Here is a 15,613-nt window from a genome sequence, read left to right as displayed (position 1 = left end):
GAAAGGAACCCCACTGATGACGACTCAGATCGATGTCTACCTGGACTACGTCTGCCCCTTCTGCTTCCTGGTCGAAGACGCCATCGAGGAGGTCAAGCGGGATCGCGACGTCGAAGTCCGTATCCACCCCTTCGAGCTGCGCCCGGATCCGGTGCCGACTCTGCGACCTGAGGATGAGTACCTGCCGCGGGTCTGGGAGGCCTCGGTGTATCCGATGGCCAAGCGGCTGGGCTTTGACATCACCCTGCCCACTGTTTCTCCGCAGCCGCGCACGGAGAAGGCCTTCATGGTCTTCCAGCTCGCGGAGCTGAAGGGACTGGCCGAGCAGTACACCGAGGCGATGTTCAAGGCGTTCTTCCAGCAGGACCGAAACATCGGCGAGGACGAGGTCATCATCGAGATCGCCACCTCGGTCGGCCTGAACCGGGCGGAGGCCGAGGATGCCCTGGTCAACGAGAGCTTCCGCGCCGCTCACCGGGCGGAGCTGGAGCACGCGGTGAAGACCCTTGGCGTTGAGGCGGTCCCCAGCATCTTCGTCGACGGCGAGCTGGTCCGCGGAGTCCCCAGCGCCACCCGGTTGAAGAAGGTCATCGACGCTTCTGCGGAGAAGGCCTCATGAGCCTCACCACCGAACAGCTGACCCAGGCCATGGAATCTGCCGTGCAGTACAGCATCGACCACGTCGAGGCCGGCGGGCTGCCCTTCGTCGGAGTGGTCCTCGACCAGATCGGGGAAATCTCCGGTCAGGGGATCAACGAGGTGGCCCGCACCCGCGACCCTACTGCTCATGCGGAGATCATGGCCATGCGCCAGGTGATGCGGGACAAGGGCCTCCGCGACCTGGCTGGTCATACCCTGCTGGCAACCGGCGAGCCCTGTGGGCTCTGCTATCGCTTCGCCATGGACCACGGCATCGAGCATGTCTACGTCGCCGTCGACGCCGACCAGGTCGCTGCCTTCGGCATCGATTACCGCAGCAGCTACCCCGCACTGGGCATTGACCGCGACACACTCAGCGAGTTCATCAGCCCACTTCCCGTGGCCGAAGGCAGCACACCCTTCACCCGCTACCTGGACATCAATCACCCCGGCAGTCTCAGAACTATCTGAACCATCCCACTCTTGAAAGGACAAGCACCATGGCTTGGCTCTACCTCTCCATCGCCGTCATCTTCGAAATCGCAGTCGCCATCTCAGCCTCCAACGCCAAAGGATTCACCCGACTCTGGTGGACCGTGGCAACCCTTGCCAGCGGAGCAGTCGCCACCGTCTTCCTCTCCCTGGCGCTGCTGACCTTCGACGTCGGCGTCGGCTACGCCATCTGGGTAGCGGTCTCCGGCGTGGGCATCGTCATCCTCGGAGCCCTGTTCCTGGGCCAGAAGCTGACCTGGAACAAGTTCGCCGGCATCGCCCTGGTCGTTGGCGGAGTCACCGGTCTGCAACTCTCCGGCGCAGCCTGAACACCCCATCCACCTTCACAGAAAGGAACAACCCCATGGCAACAACAACTGCTGAACCCACCACCGAGAACAGCGTCCACGAAACACCGGCCAGGGAGAGCAATCTCGGCTCCTGGATCTTCCTGATCATCGCCGGCATCATCGAAGTCGGCTACGCCATCAGCGTCGGCGGCAGCGAAGGCTTCACCCACGCAGGCTGGTCCATCTCCGCACTAGTTTTCTTCCTGTTCACCCTCTTCTTCCTCTCCCTGGCACTGAGAAAGATCGACGTCGGCATCGGCTACGCCGTCTGGGTCGGCATCGGTGCCGTCGGTGCGGTCATCGCCTCAGCCTTCTTCTTCGACGAACCAGTGACCTTCACCCGCATCTTCTGGCTGAGCATCATCATCGCCGGAGTCGTATGGCTGAAAGTCGCCGACAGTCCCAAGCTGGAACAGAAGGGAGGCAGCGCCACCGAAGCCGCCCACGATCTGAAGACCGCATGATGCCCAACCACCGGAGGCGACTGAACGAGTGCTTGATTGGTATTCGTCTCAGTCGCCTCCGCTCACAGATCGGCCTCAGGGCGGATGCTCTGTTCATGCTGATCATGTTTACGGTGAAGCCATGACAGACTCGAAGAAAACAGCTCTGAATGTCCTCAAGAGTCCTCTGACTCAAGCCGTAGGCACCGGGGCGTTGGTGCTCATCCCAGCTAGGAAATACCCGGCTTGGCTCCGTAGACCCTGACGTGGGGGTCCACCGCTGCCGCTGTCGGCCTCATTGCGCTTTCGAAGAGCAAAACGCCGGCCCGAGAAACCTCGGCCGAGGACAGTGGCAAAGAGAAGGGGCAGGGTCCTACTCAGGCTATGAGTCCAGCAGCCCGAGCTGGGGTCGCGGCAGGGGTGGGTGCAGCCGTCTACGGATCCTGGAGGTTCACCTGGTGGTTCGACAATACCGCCGAACAGGCCCTGCAGAAACTGCGGGTACCCTTCCCCCGCGTAGTGATGGGTGCAGCTTGCGGCCTCTGGTTCTGCCGGACAGAAACAGCAACCCGTGAACAGATCACGAAGAAGAAGGCGCAGGCTTCCGGCGGCGCTCCAAGTAACCGCCCACACCCAAACCGACAAACAGCGCCACGATGATCAGCGACCAGGCGGCAATGCCCGGTATGGCCTCCAAGGCCAACATAAAAGCCACGGCAGCAATGACAAGGAAAGCAACAGCCATGGAGGAGCAGACTTCCTTGGACATGTTGGCCCCCTTCCTGCGTGTTTCCTATGGTTTCTCCACCGTACATCCTTGTCAGCAGGTTTTCAGGCTCATGTTTACGATGGGCTGCATAACAACGGACCAGTCTCGCCCTTCTGCAGTGGACTAGGGTGAAGCTGAGGAAAGAAGAGTTCAGTAACGAGGCCCAGAGAGGTACAGGACAGAATGCAGGTCGTTGGCACGCCCTCCGAGAACATGGACCTAGAAGAGTTCCTGGGCAGGCCTCTCTTCGCTCATCTGGCAACGTCTTCGGACGAGGGGGCGCGGGATGTTCCCTTGTGGTTTCTGTGGGAAGACTCTGCTCTGTGGTTCATCGTCGTGGTCTCCGAGAACACCTTTCACCAACGTGTGCAGAAGAACCCGCGTACCGCTGTCGGGATCGTGGACTTTGATGTGAACACCGGGCTGGTCCAACATGTCAGCTTCCGGGGCCGTGCCACAGTGGAGCCGTGGGATGTTGAGAAGGCCAAGCGGGTGCTCTCCAAGTACCTGGGCAATGACATGACAAGGTGGGACCAGAAGAGATTCGTCGAGGGGCTGGACCACCTGGAGGACTGGCTCTTCGTCAAGTTCCAGCCTGAAACGGTGATGCTCCGCGACCAGTCATACCGACCTTCATAAAGTCAGTCCCTTTCATCGACTGATCTTGTTCCAAGCACTAGCATTTCAATCTGCACCTGACGTGGGGTTTTGTTCGTTCCCCCTCTGATTTCATGCGATTCTCTCGGCACACTCACCGATCCGATGGGCTCTCTTAGAACCTCGTTCGGATCCTTTGTGACACTCTCTGTGACACGTTGGGGAGGTCAGAGGCGGAGAACAGCCAGACCTGTCTAAACCGTCGTCGCGGTGGGAGCAGATTGAGCCTCGTTCGTGTCCCCGGCCGCGCTCCACCTGACAACATTGGCCACACGTAGCTCCTGGATGGAAATTGCCCACACGATGAAAGCCAGAGCAAAGAGACTGATCTCGGAGTCTCCGAGCCAGTTCCAGAGCACCCCAGCAGCGAAGATGAGCCAGAGGCCAGCACTGACGCCGCGTGCTACTTTGAAGCCGAACCCTGCGGGGTCCTTTTCCATCCCCTTTTCAGGTGGCTGTTTGCCCCAGTAGTAGTACCACGCCAATGTGGCCGGGTAGAGGCCCATGAACAGGAGCAGCCAGTTCCACCACTCTCCGAAGTTCTGCAAGGCAGATCCTGCAATGAGCACCGATTGCAGAACTCCGAAGATGCCCCAGAAGCCGGCCCAGAAACGGCTTCCATGTTGTGAGACCACGACAAGTCACCCCTTCGGCTCGTTTTGTATCGCTTCATCCACCGTAACCACGAAACTGGAGACGCTCTCAACACCACCCGCGCAGTCCTCTAGTTACTCCGTGTGGCGACGAAAACGGGCGGAAAGTGTCGCAGCGTCCCGGGTGACTCTTCACTGCCTACAACGTCTCGAGCGAACCATTTGCGAAGTAGTAAATGTTCTCGTATTTGAAGCCGTAGGTGGTGCCGGATCGGCGGATGTGGGGTTCGAACGTGAACAGCTCTGCGCTGGCCAAGGGCGCCGTGTTGCCTTCCTCGATATAGATGCGGTCCTCTGGCCGCTGCTCAATGGAGTGGCCCAGGTTGCCGTGCAGGTCCAGATTCTCGTAACCGAGCTGGTGGATGCGCTCGTTCATATGGGCGTGGAGTTCTTCGAAAGTCATAGAGGGTCTGGCGACCTGTCGAAGTTCCTGGTGCAGGGACTGTTCCGCTAGGACTCCTTCGCCCCACTCACGCCGCAGTGCGCGCCCGGGGTCAGGCAGGGCTTTCCCGTCTTCGATGACCAGGGTGCGGGCGTAATCGCCCCACGCCCCGCCGTACTGCGGACTGAGATCGATCGTCAGCAGATCCTGATTCTGAATAGTGCGCTCAGGTGTTTGATAGTCCCGGCCGGAGACTGACACCACAGTTTCTTCACCGGAGAAGATAAACGCACCGATCCCGTAATACCAGAACCCCTCTGCCCCCAGCTGTCGCATCACCTGTTCGCAGTAGTCCCGCACTTCCTGCAGTGACTGGCCGGCACGGACCCATTGGCAGGTTTGGCTCATCGCTTCTTTGGCGATGTTCTGTGCCTTCTGATTCTTCTCCACCGAAGGAATGGTTTTCAGCGAGATAGCAGGGAGGGCAGGGCCATTCGGGTCGCGGTGGTCAGCGGTTCTGGCAGCTCATCGAGTGAGAACCAGCCGAAGTCGATGTGTTTCTCCGGCTCCATGAGCCTGGGCTGTCCGGTAAACGCATCAGTGAGGTAGACCAGCGCCACCCAGTGCGCTGGGGCCTGAGAGTCGATCTGGTCCACGGCAGTGAGCAGTTGCAGATCGGTGAGCTCGATGCCGAGTTCTTCGCGCACTTCTCGGACCACGGCCTCGGGCACCGGTTCCAGCCAATCAACCTTGCCACCAGGGAAACCCCAGTGTCCTGCTTCGGGTTCTCCGCGGCGCTGGATCAGCAGCAGTTTGTCGTTGCTGAGGATGGCGGCACCACATCCGATACGTGGCTCGTAAGTCATGTGAACTCCTGAAGAGAGGTTTGGAGGCGCACTCTGCTGTCCTTTGTATCAGCTCTGCATGGGCGTTCTGATGCTTAGGGCATCATCGTCGTCATGGGTGAATAGGAAGCCACGAAGGATGCGCATGAGGAACTCCTGAGCTTTCCATCTCAATGTTGCTGATCGACGGGTGGATTTGCAGCTGTTTCCGGCCTGAAGCATAAGAGTTGGAAGTGGGCTGGCATATAGGCAATCAGGTCTCAGCCCAACAGGGCCTTGAGTCCGTTGCTGACCAGTGATGCGGCCTCGACCTCGTGCTCAGCGTGCAGTGCTGCATATTCAGGGGCGATGTCTGCGTCGATGGGCGCGGTGCGTTCGTTGCGTGCCATCGGGGTTGTGGTCGCACTGCCGATGACGAAGTTCGACAACGTGTACGCCGCGCCCAGCGGGTCAGCCGCTCCCTGATCGGCGAGCAGAACGCACATGCGCTCAGAGAGCCGCAGGTAGTTCGGGCCCCGGGGTGCTCGCATGGCGATGACCTGACACGCCCACGGGTGAGCCACCAGATGCCGATAAAAGGCCATCATCAGCTGATGCAGCCCAGCGCCCTCGATGGCTCGCTGCAGACCTTGGTCGGTGCTAAGTGCATAATCCAGAGCCAGGTCATAGAGGTCGTCCACAGAGGAGACCCGGGAGTAAAGGCTGGCAGCCGCCACGCCTAACCGCTGGGCCACAGCACGGATAGTCAATGCCCGCAGTCCACCCTCGTCTAGCAGTTGCACTCCGGCCTGGGCGACCTGTTCGACGTCGACGGCGCGGGCCCGGCGGACCGGTTTGCGGTGTTCCCAATAGCTCACACCCCCACCTTATGCGAACTATGTTAGTTTTACCGCATGACACACGCTGATCTATTGCCTCGCAAAACGGACCGGTTGCTCATGCGGCTGCACCAAGAGGGTGATGCCGGTGCTCTGCAGCGCATCTACAGCCAAGATGACGTCGCACGATACTTACTGGATGAGCCATGGGCCGCTAGTGAGGCTGAACGTCGTGTGAGTGAACGGGTGAGACAGGTGGGCCTCGACCAGGATGGTGAGTCTCTGGCGCTGATCATCGAGCATCACGGCGTGGTCATCGGGGATGTGCTGTTGTGGCTGACCAATGCTGAGCATCGCATCGCTGAGATTGGCTGGGTCATGGACCCCGCCTACGGTGGTCAGGGCCTGGCCACAGAAGCAGTGCAAGCCGTGCTGGAGTTAGGTTTCGACCACTATGGTCTGCACCGTGTCGCTGCTCAGATGGATGCCCGTAACATCGCTTCGGCCCGACTGGCAGAACGCGCTGGTATGCAGCGTGAGGCTCACCTGCGCCAGGACTGGTGGAGTAAAGGCGAATGGACCGACACCCTCATCTACGGCGCACTGGCTTCTGACCGCTGAGTCTGCCCAGTCTGTGAGGGGGTCAAGCGATTCAGGCGGCACTTTCTCTCATCAGAGTGAGTGCGTCTGCGGTGGTTGTTTCTGGAGCAGCGGTGTGGATGAGGATGCGGCGTCCGTTGCCGTCGGGGGCGTGGAGGACTTGGTATTCCAGATCCAGGTCCCCGTATTCGGGGTGGATGAGGTGTTTGGTGCCGCGGGTGCAGCGACGTACTGGGTGTCCGGCCCAGAGCCGTGCGAACTCTCTGCTGGTGACACACAGTTCACCGACCAGGGCTTGTACTGCGGTGTCGTCGGGGGTTGAGGCGGCGTGGAACCGCAGGGAGGCCACCGCCAGGGAGGCTTCCTCATTCCAGTAGCGATAGAGGTCCCGGGTATAAGGGTCAGTGAAGAGCAACCTGTGGGTGTTCCACTGCTCAGCAAGATCCAGGTGGAAGAAGAACAGCTGGTAGGCCAGCTGGTTGTAGGACAGGACGTCGTTGGTTGCTGAGAGCGTGATCGCAGCGGTACCGGGCATGTGCTCAACTAGACGGTCAAAGGTGAAGCTCATGTCTGCTTCGGAATCTTCCGCCTCGGTCATGCCGGAGGCTGCAGGCTGGGTGGTGCCGGCGATGGTGTGCAGGTAGGCGGCGGCGTCCTCGTCGAGTTGGAGGGCCCTGGCCAGGGCGGTGACTACACCGGGTGAGGGGTTCATCGCCTCTCCCTGCTCGAGGCGGGTGTAGTAGTTCACCGAGACCCCGGCCAGTTGGGCCAGTTCTTCCCGCCGCAGCCCGGGGACCCGGCGAACAGCACCATAGGTGGCTACTCCTGCCTGCTCAGGGGTGATCCGGGCACGATGAGCCCGCAAGAAATCAGCCAAGGCACCTGGTGCTGCCGGGCTGGCACTTTCCTTCCGGGCCTGTTGAAGGGTCATGCCTCCATTCTTTCCACGTAGCGCCTGCGATGTCACTGGCAATGGGTGCCCCTGGCGGGGGTAGGCACAACAGAGGGATGGCTCTGACATATCGGCGCAGGTGACCGTGGAGGGCGTGAGACCTACCCACACCACCACAGAGACACCATCTGCACCCTCCCGTCCCTCGGTGAGCAAGAGCAAAGCAACCTTGGCCCTACTGGCACTGAGCGTCGGAGGCTTCGGCATCGGATTGACCGAGTTCGTCATCGCCGGGCTGCTGACCGAGGTCGCCACAGACCTCGAAGTCACCATCAGCCAGGCAGGACACCTGGTCGGCGGCTACGCCCTGGCCGTTGTCCCTGGGGCCTTGGCGATCACACCCTTGTTGATGCGTAAAACCCCGAAGCATGCACTCGTACTGCTGCTGGCGTTCTTCGTCGCGGGAAACACCCTCTCGGCCTGGGCACCGAGTTATGAGGTGATGTTCACCGGCCGGATCATCGCCGCCCTGGCCCACGGCGGCTACTTCGGAATCGGCGCGGTCTTAGCCTCCACGCTCGTGCCAGAGCACCGCCGAGCCTCAGCGGTGGCAGCATTATTTGCTGGCCTGACCATCGCCAATGTCCTCGGAGTCCCGGCCGGAGCCTTCATCGGTCAGCAGCTGGGATGGCGCACAGTGTTCTGGATCATCTCCGCCATCGGAATCCTCGCCCTAGCCGGCCTCATCTGCCTGGTCCCGAAAACCCAACCGGAACAGGATCAGCTGCCGATCGCCCAGCAGTTCCGTACCCTGGTACGGCCGCAGGTGCTGGTGTCACTGCTGACCACTGCGATGGTCTTCGGCGGCATGTTCGGAGTCTTCACCTATATCGAACCCCTACTGCGAGAAGTCACTGGCTACTCCGCCTCAGCGGTGCCCTGGCTGCTGGTGCTCTTCGGAGCAGGCCTCTTTGCCGGGAACTTCATCGGCGGTTGGGCAGCCGACAAAACCCCGACAACGCAGTACTGGTCCTCTCGATCCTGCTGCCCACAGTGATCCTGGGCCTGGGAGCCGTCGCGTCGTTGCCGTTGCCTACTGCCGTCATGCTGGCCCTGCTGGGTGCCGTCGGGTTCGCCACCGTCCCCGGGTTACAGGCCCGGGTGATGCGCCACGCCACAGGAGCCGCGACCCTGGCCTCAGCGACCAACATCGCAGCCTTCAACCTCGGCAACACCATCGGTGTCAGCCTCGCAGGAGCCGCCATCACCGCCGACTACGGGCTGCGCAGCCCCACCATCACTGGAACAGGACTGACTCTCATCGGACTGGTTCTCATCCTGATCGCTCGGTTCGTAGTCCGGCAGAAACAGACGCCGGATCATCCTGAACGTCGTCGGTAGAGTGTGCTGAGTGATTACTCCTGAACTGCGCCGCTTGGTTTACGCTGCATCTGAGCATGTACGACGGTGGAACGACGACGGCGACCACACCGTCGCAGCGGCCCTGCTTACCAAGACTGGGCAGACCGTCCTCGGGCTGAACACCTACCACTTTCTGGGTGGCCCGTGCGGAGAGATCGCAGCATTGTCGAATCATGCGGCGACCTGCCCTGACGACCCTGTCGTCGCCGTTGTGGCTGCCTATGGAGGATCCGGAGATGTGATTGCTCCGTGCGGAAAGTGTCGCCAGATCCTCTTCGACATTAACCCCGCCATCCAGTGCGTGGTCAGAGGAGCAAACGGGTTGGAAGCACACACTGTGGAGGAGCTGCTGCCCTTTGCCTATGACTGGAAGGTAGCTGACCAGCCGCAGCGGATCTACATGTGGGAAGGCTACGAGGGCAGCATCCGTCAAGGAAAGAAGAACCAGACCATCCGCATCGATGATCCATTCCGCCCCGGCCCGGCACAGCTGGTCTTCGAGAAGGACAACGGCTCGGTCTTCACTCTCGATGCATACGTCACGCAGGTCCAGACCAGTACGAGAGATGCACTGACGGAAGAGCACGCTCTTGCAGATGGTTTCGCCAATCTGGACGAACTCCATCAGGCCCTAGAACACCACTATCCAGAACTAGGTGTAGAAGATCCGGTCGACGTGGTGACTTTCACGCTTGCGGACTAAGCGGAGCCCCTGACCATCTAGGCGCCGTTGATAGCCTGCCACCATGACAGCACCCTCTTTTTCCCCGGGTCCCAAGGCCGCCTTGGTCGTCGTCGATGTGCAGCAGGCTTTCGGCGACGTCGAGTTCTGGGGGACCAGGAACAACCCGGAGTGCGAGAAGAACATCGAGACCTTGATCGCCCACTGGCGCAAGACCGGACGGCCGGTGGTGTTTGTCCGCCACGACTCCACCAACGAATCATCGCCTCTGCATCCGAGCAGTCCTGGGAATCAGTTCAAGGACGTCATCACCGGTGAGCCCGATCTGCTGGTGGTCAAGAGCGTGAACTCCAGCTTTCACGGCACTCCGGACCTGCACCAGTGGCTTCAGCAGGAGGGGGTCACCGAGCTGGTGGTCTGCGGGATCACCACCAACCACTGCTGCGAGACCACCGCCCGGGTGGGGGGCAATCTCGGCTACCAAGTGTTCTTCACCTTGGATGCCACCCATACCTTCGACCGTCAATCGCCCGAGGGTGAAGTCATCCCAGCTGACACGCTGGGGAAAATCACAGCAACGAACCTCCACGAAGAGTTCGCCACCATCACCACTACAGAAGAGCTGATCACAGCCTGACATTTCCTGCCGTGTTCTAGCCGCACTGTCACCTCTCGCCTTCGTCTTCTTCTATCTCCGCGGTCCGGCAGGCTCGATAGACCAGAATCAGCCCCAGGATCATTGAGGTCCCGGTCGCCGCCCAGAGCAGTGCCCCGAATCGCTCGGCCATCTGCGGGTTGTAGTAGAAGGTGCTGATGATGGGGCCAAGGAAGACCAGCAATACTCCTATATTCATCATTCGGTCGCTGAGCATGCCGGAATCCTGCCTTTCATCTCTACTTCTCGGGGACGGGCAGCGCGCGAGACTGGGTTCTACCGGAAGTGCCGGCTGATGCTCCGGGTAAACTCTGCGGCCTGCATGCGCACGAAATAGCGCATCACCGGGCGCAGAGGCCGCCCAACGATGGCCCGCCCGACTTTAGAACGAAGACTCAAACGGTGTGTGGGCTCGATCCAGCGGACTATGACCTCCAGCTGCGTCCCCGCCTCAGCTGGGGTGAGGGTGACGGTGTGCTGCAGATCGTTGCTCTGCGGGGCATCGGGGAAACTGATGCCCCAGATGATCACATGGGGCTCATCTGCCAGGAGCCTGCGGATGTGGCGGCGCCGGCTCTTCGGCTTGGTTTTCATCTGTTCCCCGTTGGGAAGCTGCTCGCGAACCACGGCCTCCCAGACCCCTTCGTCGTCGCTAAGGTTCTTCACCGTCCCCAGGGTTTGGTCCCACTCGGGTATGCGCTCGGCGTCACTGACCAGGTGCCAGATCTCTTCAGCGGAGGCGGGCAGGAACGTTGTAGACGTTGCGGTCAGCACTCCGCGCTGGGCTGTAGCAGTGGTGGATGGGGAGGCCGCCTCGAGCGCTTGTTCCAGCTCGGCCAGGATCTCTGCGGCAGAGACGTTGAGACGTTTCAGGACTTCGCTGATGAAGCCGCTGGGTTCCTCCAGCAGCCTGCGAAGCACCTGGGAGGTGTAGGTGATCTCGTCCTCACCACTGGGGTACAGGATCTCCTCGGTCCGGCGGGTGAGCTGATGACCTGTGGTCTGGTGGGCGGTGATGCGTCCGGGCTCTGGCATGCCGGTGTTTATGCCGATCAGCTGCAGCTGGTGTGCATGCTGGTCCTCGACCGCCTGGCGGGCATCCGCCAAAGACACTCCAGCCCTCCGCAGAGCGTGGCCGGCCGGGTAGTCAGTGGTGATCAGCGCCAGGAAGAGGTGCTCGATGTCAGCCTCACGCTGATCCCTGCGGGAGGATTCCTCCACCGCCGCGATCATCAGGTCAGTGAACGTGGCGACGACGGCTCCGTACCGGCTCATGGTTTCCTCCTGGGAACAGGGATCGAGGGATCGATGCGTGTGGAGTACTTCTTATGCACCGCCTGACGCGAAACACCCAGAACGTCAGCGATCTGCTGCCAGCTCATCCCGGCACGCAACGCTGCCTCGACCTGCTTCAGCTCCAGAGTGTCAGTCAGGATGCGCAGCGACGCCACAGCCCGCAGCCCGGCACGCGGATCATCAGTATCCGCAGCAGTTTCGGCCAGCTCTGAAGACTCCATGGTGTCAACTTATGTTGCTACACACTTGCTGTCAACTAAGGTTGCTAAAAGTGCCTAGTTGCGCTCCTCATGCTGTGCAACCCTCGCCGTTCAGCGAGAACCACTGGATATGTCTAGTGAGGTAAGAGCAAGAAACCCGTGCTGGGGTGCAAGCCGGTAGCGTGGAAACATGACGGTTGAGTCCATCGGCGTTCCTTTTGATGGTTATGGAAGGCAGGGCCATCAGTCTCGGGCTGCTCAGGTGCTTCGTGAGAACGGTCTTTCTAGAGTCCTGCATGAGCATGGCACTGATTCTGGAGATCTGGATCTTCCTGCTTTCGAGACTAGCCGTGGAGCGCAGACTGGTCTGCTCAACGAACCAGCATTGCTCGAGATGACCTGGCAGCTCAGCCACCGTGTCTGCGAAGTCCTGGGTCAGGGGCGGTTTCCGCTGGTGGTCGGTGGGGACTGTTCCCTTTTGCTCGGCGTGATGAAGGGCGTCGAGGAGGCGCTCGGAGACGCCGGGTTGATGTTCTTCGACGGGCACGAGGACACTATGCCTCTAGATGTAGTGGAGGATGGCGAAGCTGCCAACTGTGAATTGGGGCTGCTCCTCGGCCTGACCGGCCGGCTTCTGCCTCAAGAGATCGCCAAGCGCTTGCCCATTATCCATCGGAGTGCTCTAGCCGTACTAGGAACACGCGATGACGACTGGCGCCGTCGGTTCAACATCGGAACTTTGGCCGACTGGGGAGTATTGACCCGACCCCTGGAGCAGCTGCAGCCGAGTCCGACCACTACAGCAGAGTCGGCCGCCGAACACCTCAATGGGTCTGCTTCCGGCTGGTGGCTACATATCGACCTCGATGTTCTCGACCCACAGATTTTCGGTGCTCAGGGACTGCCTGGCTACCCCGATGAGCCAGGCGGTCTCACCTTCGATCAGTTACAGGAGGCTCTCACTGCAGCGATGAGTGCCGGTGGGTGCATCGGGATGAGTGTCACTATCTACGATCCTGCCCAGGACCCAGAGCGGACTGATGCTAAGAACATCGCCTCTCTCATCGAAGGAGCCCTCACTGCTCGCTAAGGACTTCTGAAAGGGACTTCAAGATCCAATCTCGACTGGTGTCAGTATCTGCGCTGGTGAGGACTCGCAGCCACGGTGCCTGGTCACGGTCGATGATGGCGTCCCAGGGCCCGAAATTGGGGTCGATGTGAGCCAACGTGATGGGCTGGTTTGCCATGGTGGCCCGCTCGTACTGGCCGGGATGGGCATCAAACTCGAGATGTTCGGGCAGAGATGCTGGATCCAACAGGTGCAGCCGCAGTTCTCTGTTCCCGCCTGGTCCACCGCAGTAGAGGTACTCAGCGAGGACGGTACTCTCGCCCTCATGCAGGGTGATGGCGTCCAGTTTCAGGCCGCCCAGCTGTGGCGGAAAGGGGGTTCTTCGTTGTTCGGCGTCGTTCCATTCGTCTGTGTCCATGTGATGGTGGCGTGTTGGGGCCGCGGTTGCCATGGTTGCTGAAAGAACGTCCCAGCCGCAGGCCTGCTCATCGCAGCGATCGTGGTCCCGGTTGTTAGTCTGAGCAGCTAGTGCCGCCGGCCTCCGCTGAACCAGGTGGCACGCGTGAGTGAGAGGAACCCTGGACCCCGGTGATCGTTGAATGGCACATCTTCCTGGCCCTGGTGCTGGTCAGTTACATCTCCCCGGGCCCGGACACGGTGATGATCCTGCGGGCCAGTGCCCGAGGGGCGCGCGTGGGGTTCGCAGCATCTGCAGGTGCCTTGGCGGGGTTGAGCGTGCACATGATCATCAGCGCAGTCGGGCTCTCAGCACTGCTGGTGGCCGCCCCAGCCAGCCTCACCGTGCTGTCTGTGGGAGGCGCTATCTATCTGGCCTATCTCGGCGTGCGGGCCATCCTGGCCAGCCGGAGCATCCGGCGCCAACCGGCAGGCTTGGCAGAAACTGCGGCCACACCCGGCCGCAGCGCTGCGGCACGTTCGGCCTTCCAACGCACCCTGTTGACCAACCTGATGAACCCCAAGGTCATCCTGTTCTTCGTCGCCGTGCTGCCCCAGTTCATCGACGAGGCCTCCGCCTGGCCGGTCTGGCTGCAGCTGGGCATCCTCGGAGCCGCTGACGTACTGGTCGGGGTGTTCTACCTGCCGGTCTTCGTGCTCTTCGGCGCCCGGGTCTTCCGCAGCATGGGCAACCGCGGCATGGCCAACCTCGAGATCGGGGTCGGACTGCTCCTGCTGGTCTTCGCCGGCGCCCTCGTGGTCGACGCAGTGGCTGGATGAGGGGTTCTGTTTCAGAAGGCGCTGATTACGGCTGCCCCACACTGGTCGCAGGTGTTCACTAGCGCTTCGTAGCAAGAATCTCTTGGATCTGCCGCAGCGCCTGACTCAGGTGAGCGCTTGAGGTCTGGCCGTAGCCGATGACGAGTCCATCCTCTTCTTGGGGAAGGCCTTCTGCGTAGTAGGAAGAGAGTAGGGCCACCTGTGTTCCTCTGGCCCTAAGCTGGGCAGCCAATTGCGATGCCTGGACCGGGGTGTGCAGTACCGCATGCAGGCCGCCGGAGGTTGCCGAGGTCTGCACACCGGCTAGCCCGCTCAGTCGTCTTATCAGGAGATCTCTGCGATGTCGGTACTCTCGGCGCATCCTGGCGATGTGACGGGCAAGTCCGCCAGATTCAAGGTAGTCAGCAAGAGCGACTTGCTGCAGATATGAGACCGACGCGCCGATACCCGCCCTGGTGCGGATCAGCTCACGGCCGAGGGCACCGTCTGCGTAGATGTACCCGGCCCGGAGGGCGGGGGTGAGAATTTTGGAGAAGCTTCCTATAGTCATGACCTGCTCGCCTTGAGAAAGGGTGGACAGTGCCGGCAATGGTGGCCGGCCGTAGCGGAACTCGCTGTCGTAGTCGTCTTCTACCACCACAGCCTCATGGCGGTCTGCCCAGCGCAGCAGCGCTAGCCGATCGTTGATGCTCATCAGCCCGCCTAACGGGTACTGGTGGCTTGGGGTGGTAACTACGGCGTGGGCAGATGCAGGGATTTTTTCTACCGCTATCCCGGTGTCGGCGCTTGTGGGCACCGTGTGCACCCGAGCTCCGGCAGTTTCCAGGGCTTGCCTCGCTGCTGGATAGCCAGGGTCCTCTACAGCGATCTGAGCGGTGCTGTAGATGCGGTTCAGAGTCAGTGTGATGAGCACAAGGGCCTCTGCTGTCCCGCTCGTAATGTGAATATTCCCCGGGTGGGTGATGATGCCACGGGCTCGTCGAAGGTGTTCGGCAACGGCCGCGCGCAGGCGCAGGCTTCCTGATGCTTCCTCCTCGTGAAGGGCGGCATCTGGAAGGTCGGCGGTAGCTTTTCGCCACGCTGACTTCCACAGCGGGTCCTGACCCAAACCTTGTGTCCACGGGTAACCGGGTCGAAGATCCAGCACAGGCCGGGGGTGCTCTGGGGCTGCTAGGACAGCAGGAGAAGTGTGGGATTCCTTTTCATTCTTCGACTGCCCGAGGTGGTCGAGTGCGGCGACGAAGTGCCCCTTGCCGGGGTGCGCCACGAGGTAACCTTCACCTGCCAGTTGCTCCATGACGCTGACTACTGTTCCCCGGGAGACACCCAACTGTTGTGCCAGAGGCCTGCTGGCTGGCACGAGATCTCCCGGGACTAATTGCTTCTGGTGAATGGCGCGCCTGAACTGAGCAGCTAACTGTTCCTGAAGGCTCAGCTCAGCGTTACAGTCTGTCAATGGCCAGTGAGAAGTGCCCATAGGTGGCCACCAAAACAGCCCATAAGTGGCCACTAG

23 protein-coding genes are annotated in these 15,613 nt (G+C 61.0%); 12 read left to right on the top strand and 11 right to left on the bottom strand.

Going from position 1 to position 15,613, the window contains the following annotated elements; all coding sequences use genetic code 11:
- Window positions 1–16: 16 nt before the first annotated feature.
- Genes GNZ21_RS02570 through GNZ21_RS02555 form a run of 4 tightly spaced genes read left to right on the top strand, consistent with a single transcriptional unit; the run spans window position 17 to window position 1,945 of the window.
- Window positions 17–619, top strand: a complete 603-nt coding sequence (locus tag GNZ21_RS02570) for a DsbA family oxidoreductase (protein ID WP_157321075.1) — start codon at window positions 17–19, stop codon at window positions 617–619.
- A complete protein-coding gene (locus GNZ21_RS02565; RefSeq protein ID WP_157321074.1) occupies window positions 616–1,110 on the top strand; it encodes a nucleoside deaminase in 495 nt (164 codons plus the stop codon). Before GNZ21_RS02570 ends, GNZ21_RS02565 begins: the two co-directional genes overlap by 4 nt.
- A 29-nt stretch (window positions 1,111–1,139) precedes the next feature.
- Entirely contained in the window at window positions 1,140–1,460 is a 321-nt protein-coding gene (locus GNZ21_RS02560) for a DMT family transporter (protein WP_157321072.1), read from the top strand.
- 35 nt (window positions 1,461–1,495) lie between these two features.
- On the top strand, window positions 1,496–1,945 hold the full coding sequence (locus GNZ21_RS02555) for a DMT family transporter (RefSeq protein WP_157321071.1): 450 nt from the start codon (window positions 1,496–1,498) through the stop codon (window positions 1,943–1,945).
- A gap of 559 nt (window positions 1,946–2,504) precedes the next feature.
- On the opposite strand, the gene GNZ21_RS02550 is transcribed toward GNZ21_RS02555, so the two are convergent.
- On the bottom strand, window positions 2,505–2,693 hold the full coding sequence (locus GNZ21_RS02550) for a hypothetical protein (RefSeq protein WP_157321069.1): 189 nt from the start codon (window positions 2,691–2,693) through the stop codon (window positions 2,505–2,507).
- Window positions 2,694–2,876: 183 nt separating this feature from the next.
- Between GNZ21_RS02550 and GNZ21_RS02545 the strand changes: the two genes are divergently transcribed.
- Window positions 2,877–3,332, top strand: coding sequence for a pyridoxamine 5'-phosphate oxidase family protein (locus GNZ21_RS02545; RefSeq protein WP_157321067.1), 456 nt, complete (start codon window positions 2,877–2,879; stop codon window positions 3,330–3,332).
- A gap of 212 nt (window positions 3,333–3,544) precedes the next feature.
- Here GNZ21_RS02545 and GNZ21_RS02540 read toward each other — a convergent pair whose 3' ends face one another.
- From GNZ21_RS02540 to GNZ21_RS02525, 4 genes are all read right to left on the bottom strand, one after another.
- Entirely contained in the window at window positions 3,545–3,985 is a 441-nt protein-coding gene (locus tag GNZ21_RS02540) for a hypothetical protein (protein ID WP_157321065.1), read from the bottom strand.
- A gap of 157 nt (window positions 3,986–4,142) precedes the next feature.
- Entirely contained in the window at window positions 4,143–4,835 is a 693-nt protein-coding gene (locus GNZ21_RS02535; RefSeq protein WP_188503704.1) for a M24 family metallopeptidase, read from the bottom strand.
- A 14-nt stretch (window positions 4,836–4,849) separates the two neighbouring features.
- Complete coding sequence (locus GNZ21_RS02530) at window positions 4,850–5,251, bottom strand: NUDIX domain-containing protein (protein WP_157321063.1); 402 nt, start codon at window positions 5,249–5,251, stop codon at window positions 4,850–4,852.
- 239 nt (window positions 5,252–5,490) lie between these two features.
- The gene (locus GNZ21_RS02525; RefSeq protein WP_229659522.1) at window positions 5,491–6,087 is read right to left on the bottom strand and encodes a TetR/AcrR family transcriptional regulator; all 597 of its coding nucleotides are present in this window, start codon (window positions 6,085–6,087) and stop codon (window positions 5,491–5,493) included.
- A 36-nt stretch (window positions 6,088–6,123) separates the two neighbouring features.
- Here GNZ21_RS02525 and GNZ21_RS02520 point away from each other — a divergent pair, with 36 nt between their 5' ends.
- Window positions 6,124–6,669, top strand: a complete 546-nt coding sequence (locus GNZ21_RS02520; protein WP_157321061.1) for a GNAT family N-acetyltransferase — start codon at window positions 6,124–6,126, stop codon at window positions 6,667–6,669.
- Window positions 6,670–6,700: 31 nt separating this feature from the next.
- Here the strand turns inward: GNZ21_RS02520 and GNZ21_RS02515 are convergent, their stop codons facing one another.
- Window positions 6,701–7,579, bottom strand: coding sequence for a helix-turn-helix transcriptional regulator (locus GNZ21_RS02515; protein ID WP_157321060.1), 879 nt, complete (start codon window positions 7,577–7,579; stop codon window positions 6,701–6,703).
- A 169-nt stretch (window positions 7,580–7,748) separates the two neighbouring features.
- On the opposite strand from GNZ21_RS02515, the gene GNZ21_RS02510 reads away from it, so the two are divergent.
- From GNZ21_RS02510 to GNZ21_RS02500, 4 genes are read left to right on the top strand one after another with little or no spacing between them, the layout of a single operon-like run.
- On the top strand, window positions 7,749–8,597 hold the full coding sequence (locus tag GNZ21_RS02510; RefSeq protein WP_198345952.1) for an MFS transporter: 849 nt from the start codon (window positions 7,749–7,751) through the stop codon (window positions 8,595–8,597).
- Entirely contained in the window at window positions 8,534–8,941 is a 408-nt protein-coding gene (locus GNZ21_RS15650) for an MFS transporter (protein ID WP_198345956.1), read from the top strand. Before GNZ21_RS02510 ends, GNZ21_RS15650 begins: the two co-directional genes overlap by 64 nt.
- A 10-nt stretch (window positions 8,942–8,951) precedes the next feature.
- Window positions 8,952–9,665, top strand: a complete 714-nt coding sequence (locus GNZ21_RS02505; protein ID WP_188503703.1) for an ASCH domain-containing protein — start codon at window positions 8,952–8,954, stop codon at window positions 9,663–9,665.
- A gap of 43 nt (window positions 9,666–9,708) precedes the next feature.
- Window positions 9,709–10,281, top strand: coding sequence for a cysteine hydrolase family protein (locus GNZ21_RS02500; protein ID WP_157321058.1), 573 nt, complete (start codon window positions 9,709–9,711; stop codon window positions 10,279–10,281).
- Window positions 10,282–10,309: 28 nt separating this feature from the next.
- Here the strand turns inward: GNZ21_RS02500 and GNZ21_RS02495 are convergent, their stop codons facing one another.
- The 3 genes from GNZ21_RS02495 to GNZ21_RS02485 are packed head-to-tail and all read right to left on the bottom strand — an operon-like array spanning window position 10,310 to window position 11,816.
- Window positions 10,310–10,516 (bottom strand): hypothetical protein, encoded by a 207-nt coding sequence (locus GNZ21_RS02495; protein WP_157321056.1) that lies wholly within the window; start codon window positions 10,514–10,516, stop codon window positions 10,310–10,312.
- Window positions 10,517–10,575: 59 nt separating this feature from the next.
- A complete protein-coding gene (locus tag GNZ21_RS02490; protein WP_157321055.1) occupies window positions 10,576–11,574 on the bottom strand; it encodes a Clp protease N-terminal domain-containing protein in 999 nt (332 codons plus the stop codon).
- Window positions 11,571–11,816, bottom strand: a complete 246-nt coding sequence (locus GNZ21_RS02485) for a helix-turn-helix domain-containing protein (protein ID WP_157321053.1) — start codon at window positions 11,814–11,816, stop codon at window positions 11,571–11,573. The genes GNZ21_RS02490 and GNZ21_RS02485 overlap by 4 nt, the downstream gene beginning before the upstream one ends.
- Before the next feature lie 169 nt (window positions 11,817–11,985).
- Between GNZ21_RS02485 and GNZ21_RS02480 the strand changes: the two genes are divergently transcribed.
- Entirely contained in the window at window positions 11,986–12,885 is a 900-nt protein-coding gene (locus GNZ21_RS02480) for an arginase family protein (RefSeq protein WP_157321051.1), read from the top strand.
- Here the strand turns inward: GNZ21_RS02480 and GNZ21_RS02475 are convergent.
- Entirely contained in the window at window positions 12,872–13,282 is a 411-nt protein-coding gene (locus GNZ21_RS02475; RefSeq protein ID WP_157321049.1) for a hypothetical protein, read from the bottom strand. The two genes, GNZ21_RS02480 and GNZ21_RS02475, sit on opposite strands and share 14 nt — an antisense overlap.
- A 170-nt stretch (window positions 13,283–13,452) precedes the next feature.
- Here GNZ21_RS02475 and GNZ21_RS02470 point away from each other — a divergent pair, with 170 nt between their 5' ends.
- On the top strand, window positions 13,453–14,100 hold the full coding sequence (locus tag GNZ21_RS02470) for a LysE family translocator (RefSeq protein ID WP_157321047.1): 648 nt from the start codon (window positions 13,453–13,455) through the stop codon (window positions 14,098–14,100).
- A 58-nt stretch (window positions 14,101–14,158) separates the two neighbouring features.
- On the opposite strand, the gene pdxR is transcribed toward GNZ21_RS02470, so the two are convergent.
- Window positions 14,159–15,577 carry a MocR-like pyridoxine biosynthesis transcription factor PdxR gene (gene pdxR, locus GNZ21_RS02465; RefSeq protein ID WP_157321046.1) on the bottom strand — a complete coding sequence of 473 codons (1,419 nt, stop codon included), beginning with the start codon at window positions 15,575–15,577 and terminating at the stop codon, window positions 14,159–14,161.
- Window positions 15,578–15,613 lie beyond the last annotated feature (36 nt).

It is taken from the genome of Nesterenkonia alkaliphila, from assembly GCF_009758175.1.
GTDB classification, from domain to species: domain Bacteria; phylum Actinomycetota; class Actinomycetes; order Actinomycetales; family Micrococcaceae; genus Nesterenkonia; species Nesterenkonia alkaliphila.
This window is presented reverse-complemented; position numbering and strand designations above follow the sequence as displayed.